The organism is Acidovorax sp. HMWF029, from assembly GCF_003060895.1.
Taxonomy (GTDB): Bacteria; Pseudomonadota; Gammaproteobacteria; order Burkholderiales; family Burkholderiaceae_C; genus Acidovorax.
This window is the reverse complement of the sequence record NZ_QAIH01000184.1, coordinates 2,195-18,695: the sequence shown is the minus strand read 5'-3', so window position 1 is coordinate 18,695 and position 16,501 is coordinate 2,195. Positions and strand designations below refer to the sequence as shown.

Here is a 16,501-nt window from a genome sequence, read left to right as displayed (position 1 = left end):
GACGGTGTGTACGTGGAGCGCCTGATGGGCAACGCCCGCCACATCGAGGTGCAGGTGCTGGGCGACGGGCGCGAGGTGATCGCGCTGGGCGAGCGCGAGTGCACGCTGCAGCGGCGCTTTCAGAAGGTGGTGGAGATCGCGCCCAGCCCTTCGCTGCCAGCGCCGCTGCGCGAACGCATTACCGCTGCCGCGCTGTCCATGGCGCGCGCCGTGGCCTACGAGGGCCTGGGCACGTTCGAGTTTCTGGTGGACCTGGCCTCCAACGACTTGCCGTTTGTGTTCATCGAATGCAACCCACGCCTGCAGGTGGAGCACACCATCACTGAAGAAGTGACCGGCGTGGACCTGGTGCAGGCGCAGATTGCGCTGGCCGCGGGCCGCACGCTGCAGGACATTGGCCTCGACCCTGCCGCACCGCCTGCCGTGTTGGGCTTTGCCGTGCAGTGGCGCATCAACGCCGAAACGCTGGATGCGCAGGGCAACGCCACCCCCGGCAGCGGCACGCTCACCCGCTTTGACCTGCCCACAGGCCCCGGCGTGCGCGTGGACACGCACGGCGCAGCGGGCGCCACGCCGTCGCCCCATTACGACACGCTGCTGGCCAAGCTCATCGTGCACACACGCGGCCCGCGTTTTGCAGATGCGCTGCGCCGCTCGCAGCGCGCACTGGCCGAATGCCGCATCGACGGCGTGGCCACCAACCTGGCTCTGCTGCAGGCCCTGGCCGCACAACCTGAAATGGAAAGCCAGAAAGTGCACACGCGCTGGTTGGAGTCGGTGCTGCCGTCACTGCCGTTCGCTATAAAAAATATAGCAACAAAGACATGTTCAGAGCGCGGAGAAGGCCAAAAAACCTTCAATTCTTCAGCCCCGGCACCTGAAGGCGCCGTGCTGGCCCCCATGCCTGCGCGCCTGGTGCAGCTCAGCGTGGCCGAGGGCGACGTGGTCGCTGCCGGTGCCGAACTGGCCGTGCTCGAAGCCATGAAGATGGAGCATGTGCTGCTGGCCCCGCACGCGGGCCGCGTGGGCGCGCTGCTGGGCGTGGCCGGTGGCTACGTCGCGCAGGGGCAGCCGCTGTTGTTGCTGGATGCGGTGGACGACGCGGCCGATGCACAAGTGGCGGGCAGCGCTGCGCACGACCCCGACCACATCCGCCCCGACCTGCAGCGCGTGATCGACCGCCACGCCTTCACGCTCGATGCCGCACGGCCCGAGGCCATCGCCAAGCGCCACGCACAAGGCGGCCGCACGGCGCGCGAGAACATCGCCGACCTGTGCGACGACGGCAGCTTCATCGAATACGGCGCCCTGGCCGTCGCCGCGCAGGCGCGCCGCCGCAGCAAGGAGGACCTGATTGCCAACACGCCCGCCGACGGCATGGTCACGGGCATCGGCGGCATCAACGGCGCGCTGTTTGGCGAGGAGAAATCCCGCGCCGTGGTCATGTCGTACGACGCCACCGTGCTGGCCGGTACCCAGGGCGCGCGCAACCACGCCAAGACCGACCGCATGCTGGGCATTGCCCTGGCGCAGAAGCTGCCCGTGGTGCTGTTTGCCGAGGGCGGCGGCGGCCGACCGGGCGATACCGACATGCCCATCGTGGCCGGATTGCACGTGCACACCTTCGCCAGCTACGCCGCGCTGTCGGGCCAGGTGCCGGTCATCGGCATCGCAGCCGGGCGCTGCTTTGCGGGCAACGCCGCCTTGCTGGGCTGCAGCGACGTGATCATTGCCACGCGCGCCAGCAACATCGGCATGGGCGGCCCCGCCATGATCGAAGGCGGCGGGCTGGGCGTCTTCAAGCCCGAGCAGATCGGCCCCAGCCGCGTGCAGCATGCCAATGGCGTGATCGACGTGCTGGTCGATGACGAGGCCGGGGCGGTGCAGGCCGCGCGCCACTACCTGTCGTTCTTCCAGGGCCGCACATCGCAATGGTCCGCACCCGACCAGCGCCTGCTGCGCGCCGTGGTGCCCGAGAACCGCCTGCGCGTGTACGACACCCGCACTGCGATGGCGGGGCTGGTGGACGAGGGCAGCCTGCTGCTGCTGCGCACCGGCTTTGGCGCGGGCATCCACACCGCACTGGCGCGCATCGAAGGCCGCCCCGTGGGCCTGCTGGCCAACAACCCGCAACACCTGGGCGGCGCCATCGACGCAGATGCGGCCGACAAGGGCGCGCGCTTCATGCAACTGTGCAACGCGCACGGCCTGCCCATCGTGAGCCTGGTGGACACGCCCGGCTTCATGGTCGGCCCCGAGGTGGAGGCCACCGCCCAGGTGCGCCACGTGAGCCGCCTGTTCGTCACCGCCGCCAGCCTGCGCGTGCCGTTCTTCAGCGTGGTGCTGCGCAAGGGTTACGGCCTGGGCGCCATGGGCATGACGGCCGGGGGCTTCCATTCGCCCGTGTTCACTGTCGCCTGGCCCACGGGCGAGTTCGGCGCCATGGGCCTTGAGGGTGCCGTGCGCCTGGGCTTTCGCAAAGAGCTGGAGGCCCTGCCCGAAGGCGCCGAGCGCGACGCCCTGTTCGCCAAGCTGCTCGCCAAGTCGTACGCCAACGGCGAGGCGATGCACATGGCAGCCACGCTGGAGATCGATGCGGTGATCGACCCGGCAGATACGCGGGCCTGGCTGGCACGCGGGCTGGCGTCGGCGCAGGTGGCGCCGCCGGGGCACCGGTTCATCGACACCTGGTGAGCCTCTGCGTGGGCCGTGCGGTGCATGCTAAGCTGGCCCGTTTAGCCCACCCCGTGCCGGGGTGACGCCCCTGTTTGATGGAGACTTTGCACCATGCCCGGACTGCTGCCCGATATCGACCCTGATGGCCTGCTCGAATTTTCGGTGGTCTACACCGACCGCGCGCTCAACCACATGTCCAAGCGCTTCACCGGCGTGGTGCAGGACATTCTGGGTACGCTCAAAGAGGTCTACCACGCCCACACTGCCGTGCTGGTGCCCGGCAGCGGCACCTTCGGCATGGAGGCCGTGGCGCGCCAGTTTGCCAACAAGGAAAAGGTGCTCATCGTGCGCAACGGCTGGTTCAGCTACCGCTGGAGCCAGATCTTTGATGCCGACACCGGCCTGGGCGGCGGTGCGGTGGTGTGCAAGGCGCGCCGCCAGGGCGATGGCCCGCAGGCGCCCTGGGCACCATGCCCCGCTGAAGAAGTCGCCGCCACCATCCGCGCCGAAAAACCCAAGGTGGTGTTCGCGCCCCATGTGGAGACGGCCAGCGGCATCATCCTTTCGGACGACTACATCCGCACGCTGACAGCCGCTGCCCATGAGGTGGGCGCGCTGTTCGTGCTCGACTGCATTGCCTCGGGCGCGATGTGGGTGGACATGCAGGCCACCGGCGTGGACGTGCTGATCTCCGCACCGCAAAAGGGCTGGAGCGGATCGCCCTGCTGCGCCATGGTGATGCTGAGCGAACGTGCACGCGAGGCCATCGAGGGCACGACGAGCAGCAGTTTCTCGTGCGACCTCAAGAAGTGGATGCAGATCGCCGAGGGTTACGAAAAAGGTCAGCACGCGTACCACACCACCATGCCCACCGACGCGCTGGTGCGCCTTTCCGAAGTGATGGCCGAGACGCGCGCCTACGGCTTTGCCAAGGTGCGCGAGGAGCAGATCGAACTGGGCGCCAAGGTGCGTGCGCTGCTCGAAGCGCGCGGCTTCCCCAGCGTGGCTGCTGATGGATTCAAGGCCCCGGGCGTGGTCGTGAGCTACACCACCGACCCGGGCATCCAGAACGGCAAGAAGTTCCTCGAAGTGGGGCTGCAGACCGCTGCGGGCGTGCCGCTGCAGTGCGACGAGGGGCCGGACTTCAAGACCTTCCGCATCGGCCTGTTTGGTCTGGAGAAGTGGCATAACGTGGACCGTACCGTGGGCCACTTGTCGAAGGCGCTGGACCAGATTGCGGCGGCTGCCTGAGCGGCCTTGCAGTGCAGTGCGCGGCGGCCCCCCGTGCGCCGTGGTGGCATGAGCAGCAAGACTCCTCTTTTATCCCCTCCAAGCGCTGAAGACCCGGCACGCGCCCTGCGCCGCGCCAAGCGACAGGCGTTGGGGCTGTTGCTGCTGGTCACTGCCGTGTTCGTGGCCACCAGCGTGGTCGAACGCGGTGTGTGGCTCAACGGTGTAAAAGCCATGGCCGAGGCCGCCATGGTGGGCGCGCTAGCGGATTGGTTTGCGGTGGTGGCGCTGTTCCGCCGCCCGCTGGGCCTGCCCATTGCGCACACGGCGGTTATCGCGCGCAACCAGGCGCGCATTGGCCGCAACCTGGCGGCCTTTGTGCGCGACAAGTTCCTGGACGTGCCCTCGCTCGTGTCACTCATCCGCAAGCACGACCCCGCTGAGCGGCTGGCGCAGTGGCTCACGGCGCCCGGCAACGCCGCGCTGCTGGGGCACCAAGCCACGCGCCTGGCATCGGCCGCGCTGGACACGGTGCAGGACGCGCAGGTGGAGCGTTTCATCCAGAAGGCAGCGCGTGCCTTGATCGGGCAGGTAGACATGTCGCGCGCGCTGGCGGCAGTGCTCGACACCCTGACCCACAACGGTCGCCACCAAGCCCTGCTGGACGACGTGCTGGCCAAGCTCATCGAGTTGCTGCAGAGCGAGCAGACGCGCACCTGGGTGGCGCAGTCCATCGTGGCCTGGCTCAAGAAGGACCACCCGCGCACCGAGAAGCTGTTGCCCAGCGACTGGCTGGGCGACAAGGGCTCGGCCCTGCTGGCCCGCGCGCTGGAGAGTCTGATGGCCGATGTGGCCGCCAACCCGCAGCACGCCTTGCGCGCGCAGTTTGATACCGCTGTGCAGCGCTTTGTCGAGCGCCTGCGCAGCGACCCGGAGTGGGCGCGCAAGGGTGAGGAGATCCGCACCTGGCTGCAGACAGACGCTACCGTGGGCGGCTATGTGCAGGCGTTGTGGCTGGACCTGCGCGGTGCGCTGCAGCGCGACCTGGCGGATGCTGACTCCGTGCTCGCGCGGCAGGTGGGCAAGCTGGGGTTGTGGATGGGCGAATCGCTGGCGGGGGATGCGGCGCTGCGGCAGTCGTTCAATGACCGGCTGGAGCGGTGGGTGGAGGGCCTGGCGCCGGATGTGTCGGCGTTCATTGCGCAGCACATTGAGGAGACGGTGCGGGGTTGGGATACGGAAGCAATGACGCAGCTGATTGAGCTGAACATTGGGAAGGATTTGCAGTACATCCGCATCAACGGGACCGTGGTGGGCGGGTTGGTTGGGCTGGTGCTGTTTGCGGTGTCGCACGCGGGGGAGATTTGGCGGGCGGTGGTGGGGGGTTGAGCGGTACCGTGTCATGGTCTGCTGCTTGCCCAAGACAAATATTGTTCACCCAGTACCAAACAAGGGCACTAGCGTGGGCGAGCCGTTGCCCCTCGTAGAGGCTACTTTCGGTTGCAAAAAACCCGTGCCAATGTTCGTCGGTGAATTTAGGCTAGCGACCCATTCGACTTAGGAGCTGCCTTGACGCAATACGTAGTGCCGGGCCCGATGGGGACCAAACTAGTGGATGAGTCGTTCTCGGGCGAACCCGCGTGTTTGTTGCGAGACTACATGCCACATGGTTCGACCCCTGGCCCGATGGGGCTTGAGCCGGGTGCTGCCGGATTCGATGCCTGGAACTTCAAAGAAAACCAAAGCCTTCTGAAAGGTCGTGATTTGAGCCCTCCAGTGGCGGGGGCTGCCTCACTGTCGAGGTTCTTCGTTCCTGGCGAAAAGATTACGGGAAATCTTTTTTTTGGGGGCGCTGGAATGGACGGAGGCTATATCTTGGACATGGTGAGGGCGTTTGCAGAGAAAAATGTCCAACTGATTTCCGTGGATCCAAGGAAGTGGTCTGGTGGCACCCTTGCAGATGCAGCCATCGGCGTGGATGTTTTTCGTGCCGGAAAATCTGTCATTCAAGTGCCGCTCGATAAATTTCCACAAAGCGGCACTCAGTTCAACCTCATCGGCTACTCCTACGGGTCTCTTGCGGCCGCGCAGGTCGCGATTAATTACGGAGCTGGGGGTACCGTTGTCAATCATCTGGTCCTGATCGGCTCTCCTATTAGTGGGAAGTTTCTGCAGCAAGTGAAAACAACACCGGCGATCAAAAACGTCATCGTCGTGGACCTGACAGCTCAAGGTGATCCGTTGTATGCAGGCATGAGCCGTGAAAAACTGTTGTTGTCTACACCGAGTTTGGGAAAACAGATGGTCGAAGCGTCAGGCCATTTTTGCTACGCGCCCAACACAGAGAAGGGCAAGCGTCGGCGGCGGGAGCTAGCGGCATACCTTTATTCCAGAGGGCTCCGATAGTGGCCTCCCTGCTTCACTGCGCGCGGTGGATTTTCTACGCAGCGGCGGCAGCTACCCTTGCTGCCGTCAATATGTATCTATTGTCTGTCCATGCGCCCCTCTGGGCTGGGGGGCGCTTCATCGTTGGGGCTTTTACAGCGCTGCTGCTGGCGCAGGCATTGGCGTTGGCCGGAGTTTTTTGGGCTCTGGGTTTCTATCTGCGAAGAAATCCGCTTCTCGATAGGTTGTTGCTGGTGGTTTTTTTGATCTCGTCGCTCTGGTTCTTGATTCCGGCGCGATTCTCGGCGGGGTAAGTTCGACCCTGATGGTCATAGTGCGCCGAGCGGTCAGGGTCTCGGCTGAACATAGCGCAGTGGAATGAGCCGCAGCCGGGCCATGAATGCGGCTCGTAGAGATCGCTGGCCCTCAAAACCTCGGCAAATCCGGATGCTTGATCGCCCCCCCGCGCACCAGCATCTTCCCGTACTCCGCACACCGGTTCAGCGTTGGAATCACCTTCCCAGGGTTCAACAACCCCGCCGGATCAAACGCGTGTTTGAGCCCAAACATCTGCGCGTTCTCTTCCGCCGTGAACTGCACGCACATGCTGTTGAGTTTTTCCACGCCCACACCATGCTCACCCGTGACGGTGCCGCCCATGGCCACGCTGGTTTCCAGGATGTCGGCGCCAAACAGCTCGCAGCGGTGCAGTTGGTCGGCATCATTCGCGTCGAACAGGATCAGCGGGTGCAGGTTGCCGTCGCCCGCGTGGAAGACGTTGGCGCAGCGCAGCTGGTATTTCTTTTCCATCTCCTGGATGGCGAGCAGGATGTCGGCCAGGCGCTTCCTTGGGATGGTGGAGTCCATGCACATGTAGTCGGGGCTGATGCGGCCGCTGGCGGGGAAGGCGTTTTTGCGGCCGCTCCAAAAGCGCAGGCGCTCGGCTTCGTCGCGGCTCACGCTGATGGCGGTGGCGCCTGCGGCGCGCAGCACCGCGCTCATGCGGCCGATTTCTTCTTCCACCTCTTCGGGCGTGCCGTCGCTTTCGCACAGCAGGATGGCCTCGGCGGTGAGGTCGTAGCCTGCGTGCACAAAGTCTTCCACGGCGGCGGTCATGGGCTTGTCCATCATCTCCAGGCCTGCGGGGATGATGCCCGCCGCGATCACGGCGGCCACGGCGTCGCCCGCTTTGCGCATGTCGTCAAAGCTGGCCATGATGCAGCGCGCCAGCTGCGGCTTGGGGATCAGGCGCACCGTCACCTCGGTGATCACGGCCAGCATGCCTTCGCTGCCGATCACGGCGGCCAGCAGGTCGTAGCCGGGGCTGTCCAGCGCCTCGCTGCCAAATTCGACGGGCTCGCCTTCCACTGTGAAGCCCTTCACCTTGAGCACGTTGTGCACTGTCAGGCCGTACTTCAGGCAGTGCACGCCGCCCGAGTTCTCGGCCACGTTGCCGCCGATGGTGCAGGCGATCTGGCTGCTGGGATCGGGCGCGTAGTACAGGCCGTAGGGGGCCGCCGCCTCGCTGATGGCCAGGTTGCGCACGCCACACTGCACCACGGCCGTACGGCTTTCGGGGCTCAGGCTCAGGATGCGGTTGAACTTGGCCAGCGACAGCGTGACGCCCATCGCATGCGGCATGGCGCCGCCCGACAGGCCCGTGCCTGCGCCGCGGGCCACCACGGGCACCTGCAGCCGGTGGCAGGCGCGCAGTACGGCCTGCACTTCTTCGTACGTCTCGGGCAGGCACACCACCAGCGGGCGCTGTCGATAGGCGGTGAGGCCGTCGCATTCGTAGGGCGTGGTGTCTTCGCTGTGCCAAAGCAGGGCATGTGCGGGGACCACGCGGCCCAGGGCCTGGATGACCTCGGCCTGGCGTGCGGCGCGTTCAGGTGCCGGAATGGGGGGGGTGTCGTTGGTGCTCACGGCGGCACTGTAGCGCCAAGTGACCGCCAGGGGAGTGCGCCGGGCGTGAAGTTTTCTCACAGCCTCCGTGAGCGAGGGGGCCATCGACAAGGCACCCTGGCGTTGGCAAGCTCAATCCGAACGGCATTTGAGACTTCCCCGGGACGGATCGGCCTCACCGGCTGACCCACCACAGGCACAGGTTGAACCAGGCGTGGGCACCCACGCACCAAGCCAAGCGTCGCGTGCCCGTCCACAGGGCCGCCAGCGCCAGGCCGGGCACCAGCCAGGCCACGCAGGCCCATCCGTGCTGGGGGGCATGCACGCTGGCAAAGGCCGCCGCAGCTGCCACCCCCGCCCAGGCCGTCGCGTGGCGCCGCAGGCTGGGCTGGGCGGCGACGACAAGCCTGCGCTCCAGTTGGGCCTGCAGCCCCAGACGGAAAACGGTCTCCTCCAACAGGGGCGCGCCCAGCAGCGCCCAGGTCATCCATGCCCCCGACACAGCTGTTAGCGACCATCCCCACTGGCGGTGCACGCCCCAGGCCACGGCGGGCGCCACCAGCGCGCAGGCCAACAGCAGGCCCAGTCCCCACCGCTTTGCGGCCGATGGGGGCGGTGAAACGCCCAAGGGCGGCACGTTCAGCCTTGGCGGCGGCGCCAGCGCATCGCGAGAGCGGCCAGGGCCCAGCCCAGAAGCAGCAGCATCGAGGCGTCACGGCCAGCGGGGTTGACGGTGCAGCCGCCGCCTTCGTCAGGGCTGGAGGCGCCGGGCGTGGGCGTTGGGGCGGGCTCTGGCGTGCCGATGACACCGGCCGCGCTTGCGTCCAGCGAGAACGCTACCTCCACCTCGCGCTCGAAAGCCTCGACTGGTAACTCCTCGTTGCGCGCGCCCTTCACCAAAGCGCCCAGGGATGCCAGGCGCGCGCTGCCGTCATTCACCGCTTGGAGCACGGCGTAGTACTCGCCGGGCTTGAGTAGCCCCTTGAGGGAGACGGTGTACTCGCCATCGCCGGCCCGGATGTCGGGGGCCACGCCATCGTCGCGCAACGCCAGGCTGTCTGCCAGCAGCGTGCCTTCCTCGTCATAGATGGATGCGTTCACGACCGCGCCCTTCACGCGCTTGTCGCCCCCCAGCGTTGCGCGTAGCACGGGCGGGGTCTGCGCTTTGTCACTGGTGCCGCCCAACACGTAGGCGGCCAGCTGCATGCGCGATGCGCTGCTGACATCCAGGCCCAGGCCATCTACCATGTCGGCGCTGGCCGTGACCGCCATGGACCACACTCCGGCGCGCCCGGGCACCTGGGAGCCGATGCGCACAAGCATCACGCCCTCTGCCGCGTCGGCCTCGAAGCCCACGCCAGCCGTGGGCGTGGTCGGAGTGTAGACCTTGCCGTCCGGCGCGGTCAGGCTGAAGCTGAGTTTGGCCGCATCGGCGGGGTCGAAGTAGGTTTCCACCTCGACGTCGCCATCCACCGCCGGGCTGGCTACGCGGAACTTGCTGCTGAAGCTGCGCCCGGCCTTGAGGGGGGCGCTGCCGTCGCCCCGCACCGATGCCACCGGGTTGGCGTGGGCTTCGTTGTAGGCGCGGGATGCGTCCTTGGACGCCTCCGCGCCGTTGCGCGCCACGTTGTAGCTGCCGCCTGTCAGTGACGAGGCCTGGCTCAGGTTGACCGATGCGCCCGCCACCGACTGCAATTGCGCCTGCTTGGTCCGCAAGGTGCGGGCCTGCGCGTCGCCGCCCGACAGGCCCAGGGCATTCACCGACACCCGTGCCGTGCGCGCGGTGGTGACAGCCTCTTGCGGGAGCTGGGTTTCAGCACCCGTCAGCAGGTGCAGCGTGGCCAGGTCGCCCGGCTGGCGCACGCCGGCAATCAGCTTGTACGCCTGGGTAAAGGCAGCCAGGCCGTTGAAGGTGCCGTCCGGCACCGGTTGAATGGCGTCCAGTGCCGCCGTCAGCGCCTGCTTGCCTGCTGTGTCCGCCGTGGTGAACACCAGTGCCGCCGCATCGCCCGGCGATGTAACGACGGCGAACTGCACATCGCCCGCAGACTGCCCGACCAGCGTCTTGGCGGCCTGCACCAGGTCGGCCAGCCGCGCAGCGGGCAAGGTGCGGTCCACCACGATCACGTCGCGGAACACTGGCTCGGGTGCAAACACCATCCGCAGGTCGGCATCGAAGCCGTCGGCCGGGCGCTTGAGCTCCAGGGTTTGCGGGTTGACGCCGCGAAACGCCTCGAAGAACGTGCGGCCCTGCCCGCGTGCCTGGGCCGGGTCTTGCTCCGCCGGGCGCGACAGCATCTCCCACGCGCTGCCGCCGCTGCCGTCGGCACTGGTGGCCATCATGCGGGCCTGGGCTGTCTGGCGCTGGCTGGCGTCGCGGTAGTCGGCGGGCGTGGAGAGGGTCACGAACTGCAGGTGGTTGTTCATGGCCGTGTTCTTGGGCGTGTCCCTGCCTGACGGACTGCCTGGGTCGTCGGTCTTCAGCGGCGCGCCTTCTTCCACGTACTCGTCGTACAGGCCGTAGGTGTAGTGCCCCAGCTCGTGGTTGATCACCTTGCCCAGCGCGTCCACCGATTCAAACGTGCCCTGGAACCCCAGGTGGTTGTTGGACGTGGCGCCCCGGCTGCCCCAGCCCGATACGTTGGCCGACGAGCGTCCTTCGGAGTTGAGCAGGCGGATGTCCACGTTGTTGCCGAACTTACCGTTTTTGTAGACAAACACATGGCCCACCCGGTGACGCCCCTCCGTGGCTGTGAATTTGCTGCGGGCCATCACGCGTATCACCTCGGTGATGTAGGCGCGGTCGAGCCGTTGTGCGGCATTGCCCACCTGGCTGGGCGGGTTGTCAAAGTCCCAGTCTACGTTGACCACGTAGTCCACGATGTTCACATCGCGTACATGGGTGAGCTGGTGGTTGGCTGCCTGCGCCGTCATCCATGCCGGTGGCATGGAAAAGTTGACGGCCAGTGCCAGTGCAACGGCGCGCGAAAGCACCTTGTGGCGCAGCGGAGTGGTGGTGGGCATGCGTTCCCTCTGTGTCGTTTCGTAGTGCGCCACCTTCGGCCTGTCCAAGAGCGGCGGCCTGATTCTAGGTGGGCACAGCGCACGCCAATTGACTGAGCGTTCCGGAGGAATTGACGGAGCATTGCGCATAGCTTTTTAAAGACGGACCGGTTGACCGGACACATGAAGCCGGTGTGCACCAAGGTCATCAGACGCGCCGCAATGGCTGCCCCGCCGCGCTGGCGTGAGGGATGAAGCGAAGCCGCTCAAGGGCTTACGCCATGGTCTTGCGCAGCCATTCGGCAAACGCGGCGCATTCCCAGCGGTCCATGGTGCCGGTGCGCCAGCACAGGTAGTGGGCGTGGGGGCTGGGGGCGTCGTGGGCAAACAGGCGCACCAGGGTGCCGTTTTCCAGCCAGGGCGCGCCCAGCTTCAGGCGCACCAGCGCTACGCCCATGCCGGCGGCGGCGGCGTCGCACATCAGGCCGATGTCATTGAACTGCGAGCCCTCGCTGGGTTCAGCCCAGTCCAGGCCCGTGGGGGCGAACCAGGTGCGCCAGGGCTCCAGCGGGCTGCGCAGCAGCTGCACGCCTTCCAGGTCCTCGGGGCGGTCAAAGGGGCCGTGCTCGCGCACGAACGCGGGCGAAGCCAGGGGCGTGACCACGTCGCGCGCCAGCTCCACATGCTCCACGTCGGCATAGTGGCCGGGGCCGAAACGCACCATCAGGTCGGCGTCTTCGGCCACCACGTCCAAGAGCGGGATGGAGACTTGCAGCGCCAGGTCGATCTCGGGATAGGCCTCGGTGAACTGGCGCAGGCGCGGGATGAGGATGGTGCGCGCAAACGTGGGCGTGACCGCCAGCTTGAGCCGCCGCCGCCCGGGCGCTACCGCCTGGCCCGGAAAGCGCTGCAGCGCGGTGAGCCCCTCGCGCACATGGGCCAGGTAGGCGCTGCCTTCGGTAGTGAGCGAAAAATCCGCCCGGCCAAACAGCTGCACGCCCAGGATCTGTTCCAGCTGCTTCACGCGGTGGCTCACGGCGCTGGGCGTCACGCACAGCTCGTCGGCCGTCTGCGTCACGCTGCGCAGGCGGGCCAGTGCCTCGAAGGTCAGCAGGCACTGGATGGGCGGGATGCGCCGGGCCGCGCTGCTGAGGAAGGACGACGGGAGTGCCGTGGCCATGGGGCTGTGCAGAGTGAGTGCTAACGAAAGATGACCGTCTTGTGCCCGTTGAGGATCACGCGGTGCTCGCTGTGCCACTTCACGGCGCGGGCCAGTACCTGGCTTTCGGTGTCGCGGCCACGGGCGGTGAGGTCTTCCACCGTGTCGGTGTGGTCGGCGCGGGCCACGTCCTGTTCGATGATGGGGCCTTCGTCCAGGTCCGCAGTCACGTAATGGGCGGTGGCGCCGATCAGCTTCACGCCCCGGTCATGCGCCTGGTAGTAAGGCTTGGCGCCCTTGAAGCTGGGCAGGAAGCTGTGGTGGATGTTGATCGCCCGTCCGGCTAACTTTTGACATAGGTCAAGAGAAAGTATCTGCATGTAACGCGCCAGTACCACCAGTTCGGCTCCTTCGGCCTCGATAATCTCAAACTGTTTTGCTTCTGCCTGAGCCTTGGTCGCGCCGGTGAGCGGGATGTGGTGGAAGGGCACGTTGTAGCTGGCCGCCAGCTGGTAGAAGTCGCGGTGGTTGCTGATGATGGCGCGGATGTCGATGGGCAGCAGGCCGCTTTTCCAGCGGAACAGCAGGTCGTTGAGGCAGTGGCCCTCTTTGCTGACCATGAGCACGGTTTTCATGGGTGCGGCGGTGGCGTGCAGCGTCCAGCGCATCTGGTGAGGCTCGGCAAAGGCCGTCAGGCGTGACTTGAGTGTGGCGTGGTCGTGCTGGTCGCAGGCAAACTGCACCCGCATGAAGAACAGGCCCGTGGCGTGGTCGTTGTACTGGGCGGCTTCTTCGATGTTGCCGCCGTGCTCCAGCAGAAAGCCGGAGACAGCGTGCACCAGCCCCAGGCGGTCGGGACAGGACAGGGTAAGGATGTAGGCGTTGGTCGTCATAGCTGTGCAATTGTCGCAGCAAGGGCACAAGGCCGTGGAACGGTATGACACGAGGAGTTTGATGGGAGAAGAAGGGCATGCCCCACCACTGGTCCCCTGGCGGGGCATGCTGCTGTACTTGGTGCTGGGTGTGGCCTGGGTGCTCGTGGGCGATGCGCTGCTGGCCCACTGGGTCTCCGACCCCGATCTGCTGACCCGTTTCCAGATCTGGAAGGTCTGGGGCTACGTGCTGCTCACCAGTGGCCTGGCCTGGTGGCTGCTGCGGCGCATGCGCCACGCCGAAAAGGTGCGCATGGCCATAGCGCGCGAGTTGACGCAGATCGTGCGCCACGCGCCCGCAGGCATTGCGCGCGTAGCGCTGGACGGGCAGTTTCTTTGGGCCAACCAGCGGCTGAGCGATATGTTGGGGGGCTCGCTGGCGCAGGTGCTGGCCCTCAACTTCCGTGAAGTGATGATTGCCCAGGACCGCGATTGGGCCGCGCGCCAGCTAGAGCGCCTGATGGCGGGCGAGATCGACCACTATGTGAGCGAACGCCAGTGCCAGCGCCTGGACGATGGCCGCAAGGTGCCCGTGCTGTGCACCGTGACCCTGGTGCCTGTGGAGAGCGACGAGCCCGCGCACCTGGTGTGTGTGGTGCAGGACCTGGACGAGATCAAAGCCGCACGCGCTGCGCTGCGGCGCAGCGAGGCCCGCCAGCGGCTGGCGGCCACTGTGGTGGACAACACCATGGAGGGCGTGGTGGTGACCGATGCCAGCAGTCGCATCCTGTCGGTGAACGCCGCATTCACGCGGCTATTGGGCTACACCGAGGACGAGCTACTGGGCAAGACCCCGCGTGTCTTCAAGTCGGGCCGCCACGACCAGGCGTTTTACGAGGCCATGTGGGCGACGCTGCTCGATACCGGCCACTGGCAGGGCGAGATCTGGAACCGCCGCAAGAACGGCGAGATATTCCCCGAACACATGTCCCTGTCGGCAGTGCGCGACCCGGCGGGCGAGATCACGCACTACGTGTGCATGTTCACCGACATCTCCGCAGAAAAAGCTCAGCAGCGGCGCCTTGAGTTCCTGGCCCACAACGATGCGCTCACCGGTCTGTCCAACCGCACCTGGTTTGGGCACCAGCTGGAGCTGGCCGTGCAGGAGGCGGGCGCGAGCGGCGAGAACATCGCCGTGTTGCTGCTCAACCTGGATCGTTTCAAGGATGTGAACGACAGCTATGGCCATGCCACGGGTGATGAGGTGCTCAAGCACATTGCACGGCAGGTGCAGTCGGCCTTGCGTCCGGGAGATGTGTTGGGGCGCATGGCTGGCGACGAGCTGGCCGTTGTGGCGCGCCATCTGCCCCATGCCGACGGCGCTGCCGCGATGGCCCGCCACCTGATTGAGGCGGTGGCCGAGCCTTGGCGCTCGCCCGACGGGCTGGAGGTGGTGGCCGGTGTGAGTGTGGGCATCTGCATGTTCCCGGAGCATGCGAGCACCGCCGAGCTGCTGTTGCAGGGCGCGCATGCGGCGGTGTATGGCGCCAAGGAGCGGGGGAGGGGCGCGTGGTGCTTCTTCCACGAGACCATGACCCAGGCTGCACGCGAGCGGCTGGAGCTGGAGTCGCGCCTGCGCCTGGCGCTGATGCAGGGCCACCTGCTGATGCACTACCAGCCGCAGGTGGACATTGCCACCGGCCGTATTCTGGGCGCCGAGGCGCTGGTGCGCTGGAACGACCCGCAGGAAGGGCTGATCTCGCCCGCGCGCTTCATCCCGGTGGCTGAGTCCTCGGGCGTCATCGGCCCCCTGGGCGAGTGGGTGCTGCGCGAGGTCTGCCGCCAGGGCCAAGCGTGGCGCGAGGCGGGCCTGCCCGAGCTGATGTTGGCTGTGAATGTGTCGCCGCGCCAGTTCCACCTCACCGACTTGGCGGGCTGCGCGTCGGCCGCGCTGGCAGACTCGGGCTTCCCGGCCCGGCTGCTGGAGCTGGAGATCACCGAAACCGCGCTGGCCGAGCGCACCGACGAGGCCCGCCAGGTGCTGGTGCGCCTGCGCGGGCTGGGACTGCGCGTGGCTGTGGACGACTTTGGCACCGGCTATTCGTCGCTGGCGCAGCTCAAGCGGTTTCCCATCGATGTGCTCAAGATCGACCAGGGCTTCATCCACGACATTCCGCAAAGCGAAGACGACATGGCCATCAGCGCCGCCATCATTGCCATGGGGCACAGCATGGGCCTTTCGGTGCTGGCAGAAGGGGTGGAGACCGAGGGCCAGCTGGCCTTTTTGCGCGAGCGGGGCTGCGACACCTACCAAGGCTACCTGTGCAGCCGCCCGCTGTCAGCAGAAGACTTTGCTGCGCTGGTTCGGGCGCAGCCGCCCCTGTCCGCGCTGCCAACGCCACCGTTTGCGCCTGCTGTGCCGTAGGTTGGGAGCAAACCTCCGGGGATGGTCTGCATGCCTGCCTGTGGTCCCTGTGTGGCTCTGATTGCGCGGCCTCACGGGGGTTGTGCAGGTCATCCTTGGCGCTGGCCGCTTGGCGCGGTGCGCCACTGATCGCGCAGCTCTGCGCAGGCATCGCGGGGCGGCAGGGCCGGGGTCGGTATCACCATATCGGCGTCGACGGGTGTGATGGCGCCAGTGCCGGGATGGGGTAGCACTTCTTTTTTGATAGCTGCTTGGGATTGCTCAACGCGCGCAAGGGCCACTTTTGACTTCAAATTCTCGGGCCAGTGCGTGGGCACGCCCAGGCTGCGCAGCACATGGCCGCCCCCGGCTACCAGCAGCACGGTCTGGCCGGGGCGCAGCGCCTGCTGCGCGGTGCGGGCCATGCTGGCGTCGCGGGCCACCTGAATCCGCGCCATGGGGGCGAGCTGAGATTCGGGCAACAGGCCGCAGTGGCCATCGCGCAGGGCGGTGATCTGGCGCGCAAGCGCAGGGGGTGGCAGGTGCCGGTCCCAGGCGGTGTCCTGCATGGCCGCGCGCATCTGGGCGCGGGGCAGGTTGCCGCCCAGCACAGGCACACCGGCGGCAACGGCGGCCATTGCCACCGGGCCATAGGCCTTCCAGGGCCAGGCGGCGTCGTTCCACTGCAGGGCAGCCTGCACCTGGGCTTCGGTGGCGCTTGGTGGCAGCGCCTGGGTGCTGTGCCCGCTTTCCGCCATCTCCAGCACCAGGGCCGCCAACTGGCCGCGTGCCGCCAGCCAAAGCACGGCCTCGCGTTGTAGGCGCTGGTGGTCGGGCGCGTCGTGCTGCTCGCCCAGCAGCAGCACA

12 protein-coding genes are annotated in these 16,501 nt (G+C 66.8%); 6 read left to right on the top strand and 6 right to left on the bottom strand.

Annotated elements, in window-relative coordinates; all coding sequences use genetic code 11:
- The 5 genes from DBR12_RS12680 to DBR12_RS12660 form a co-directional block, all read left to right on the top strand.
- On the top strand, positions 1-2,694 hold a 2,694-nt coding region (locus tag DBR12_RS12680), incomplete at its 5' end, for a carboxyl transferase domain-containing protein (RefSeq protein WP_233244438.1).
- Between the two features lie 93 nt (positions 2,695-2,787).
- Positions 2,788-3,927: an aminotransferase class V-fold PLP-dependent enzyme gene (locus tag DBR12_RS12675; protein ID WP_108617574.1), complete on the top strand. Its 1,140-nt coding sequence runs from the start codon at positions 2,788-2,790 to the stop codon at positions 3,925-3,927.
- A 48-nt stretch (positions 3,928-3,975) separates the two neighbouring features.
- Entirely contained in the window at positions 3,976-5,295 is a 1,320-nt protein-coding gene (locus tag DBR12_RS12670) for a DUF445 domain-containing protein (protein ID WP_108617573.1), read from the top strand.
- Positions 5,296-5,475: 180 nt separating this feature from the next.
- Positions 5,476-6,312, top strand: a complete 837-nt coding sequence (locus tag DBR12_RS12665) for a hypothetical protein (protein ID WP_146185530.1) — start codon at positions 5,476-5,478, stop codon at positions 6,310-6,312.
- Entirely contained in the window at positions 6,312-6,605 is a 294-nt protein-coding gene (locus DBR12_RS12660; RefSeq protein WP_108617571.1) for a hypothetical protein, read from the top strand. Before DBR12_RS12665 ends, DBR12_RS12660 begins: the two co-directional genes overlap by 1 nt.
- Before the next feature lie 112 nt (positions 6,606-6,717).
- Here DBR12_RS12660 and DBR12_RS12655 read toward each other — a convergent pair whose 3' ends face one another.
- The 5 genes from DBR12_RS12655 to purU form a co-directional block, all read right to left on the bottom strand.
- Complete coding sequence (locus DBR12_RS12655; RefSeq protein WP_108617570.1) at positions 6,718-8,217, bottom strand: FAD-linked oxidase C-terminal domain-containing protein; 1,500 nt, start codon at positions 8,215-8,217, stop codon at positions 6,718-6,720.
- A 154-nt stretch (positions 8,218-8,371) separates the two neighbouring features.
- Positions 8,372-8,824, bottom strand: coding sequence for a type II CAAX prenyl endopeptidase Rce1 family protein (locus DBR12_RS12650; protein ID WP_146185529.1), 453 nt, complete (start codon positions 8,822-8,824; stop codon positions 8,372-8,374).
- Between the two features lie 11 nt (positions 8,825-8,835).
- Complete coding sequence (locus DBR12_RS12645; RefSeq protein ID WP_108617568.1) at positions 8,836-11,220, bottom strand: vWA domain-containing protein; 2,385 nt, start codon at positions 11,218-11,220, stop codon at positions 8,836-8,838.
- A 253-nt stretch (positions 11,221-11,473) separates the two neighbouring features.
- Positions 11,474-12,379 (bottom strand): LysR substrate-binding domain-containing protein, encoded by a 906-nt coding sequence (locus tag DBR12_RS12640; RefSeq protein ID WP_108617567.1) that lies wholly within the window; start codon positions 12,377-12,379, stop codon positions 11,474-11,476.
- A gap of 20 nt (positions 12,380-12,399) precedes the next feature.
- Positions 12,400-13,251, bottom strand: coding sequence for a formyltetrahydrofolate deformylase (gene purU / locus DBR12_RS12635; protein WP_108617566.1), 852 nt, complete (start codon positions 13,249-13,251; stop codon positions 12,400-12,402).
- A gap of 61 nt (positions 13,252-13,312) precedes the next feature.
- On the opposite strand from purU, the gene DBR12_RS12630 reads away from it, so the two are divergent.
- On the top strand, positions 13,313-15,655 hold the full coding sequence (locus DBR12_RS12630; RefSeq protein ID WP_199226682.1) for a bifunctional diguanylate cyclase/phosphodiesterase: 2,343 nt from the start codon (positions 13,313-13,315) through the stop codon (positions 15,653-15,655).
- Positions 15,656-15,744: 89 nt separating this feature from the next.
- Here the strand turns inward: DBR12_RS12630 and DBR12_RS12625 are convergent.
- Positions 15,745-16,501 (bottom strand): ChaN family lipoprotein (locus tag DBR12_RS12625; protein ID WP_233244436.1); only part of this gene is annotated, 757 nt, incomplete at its 5' end.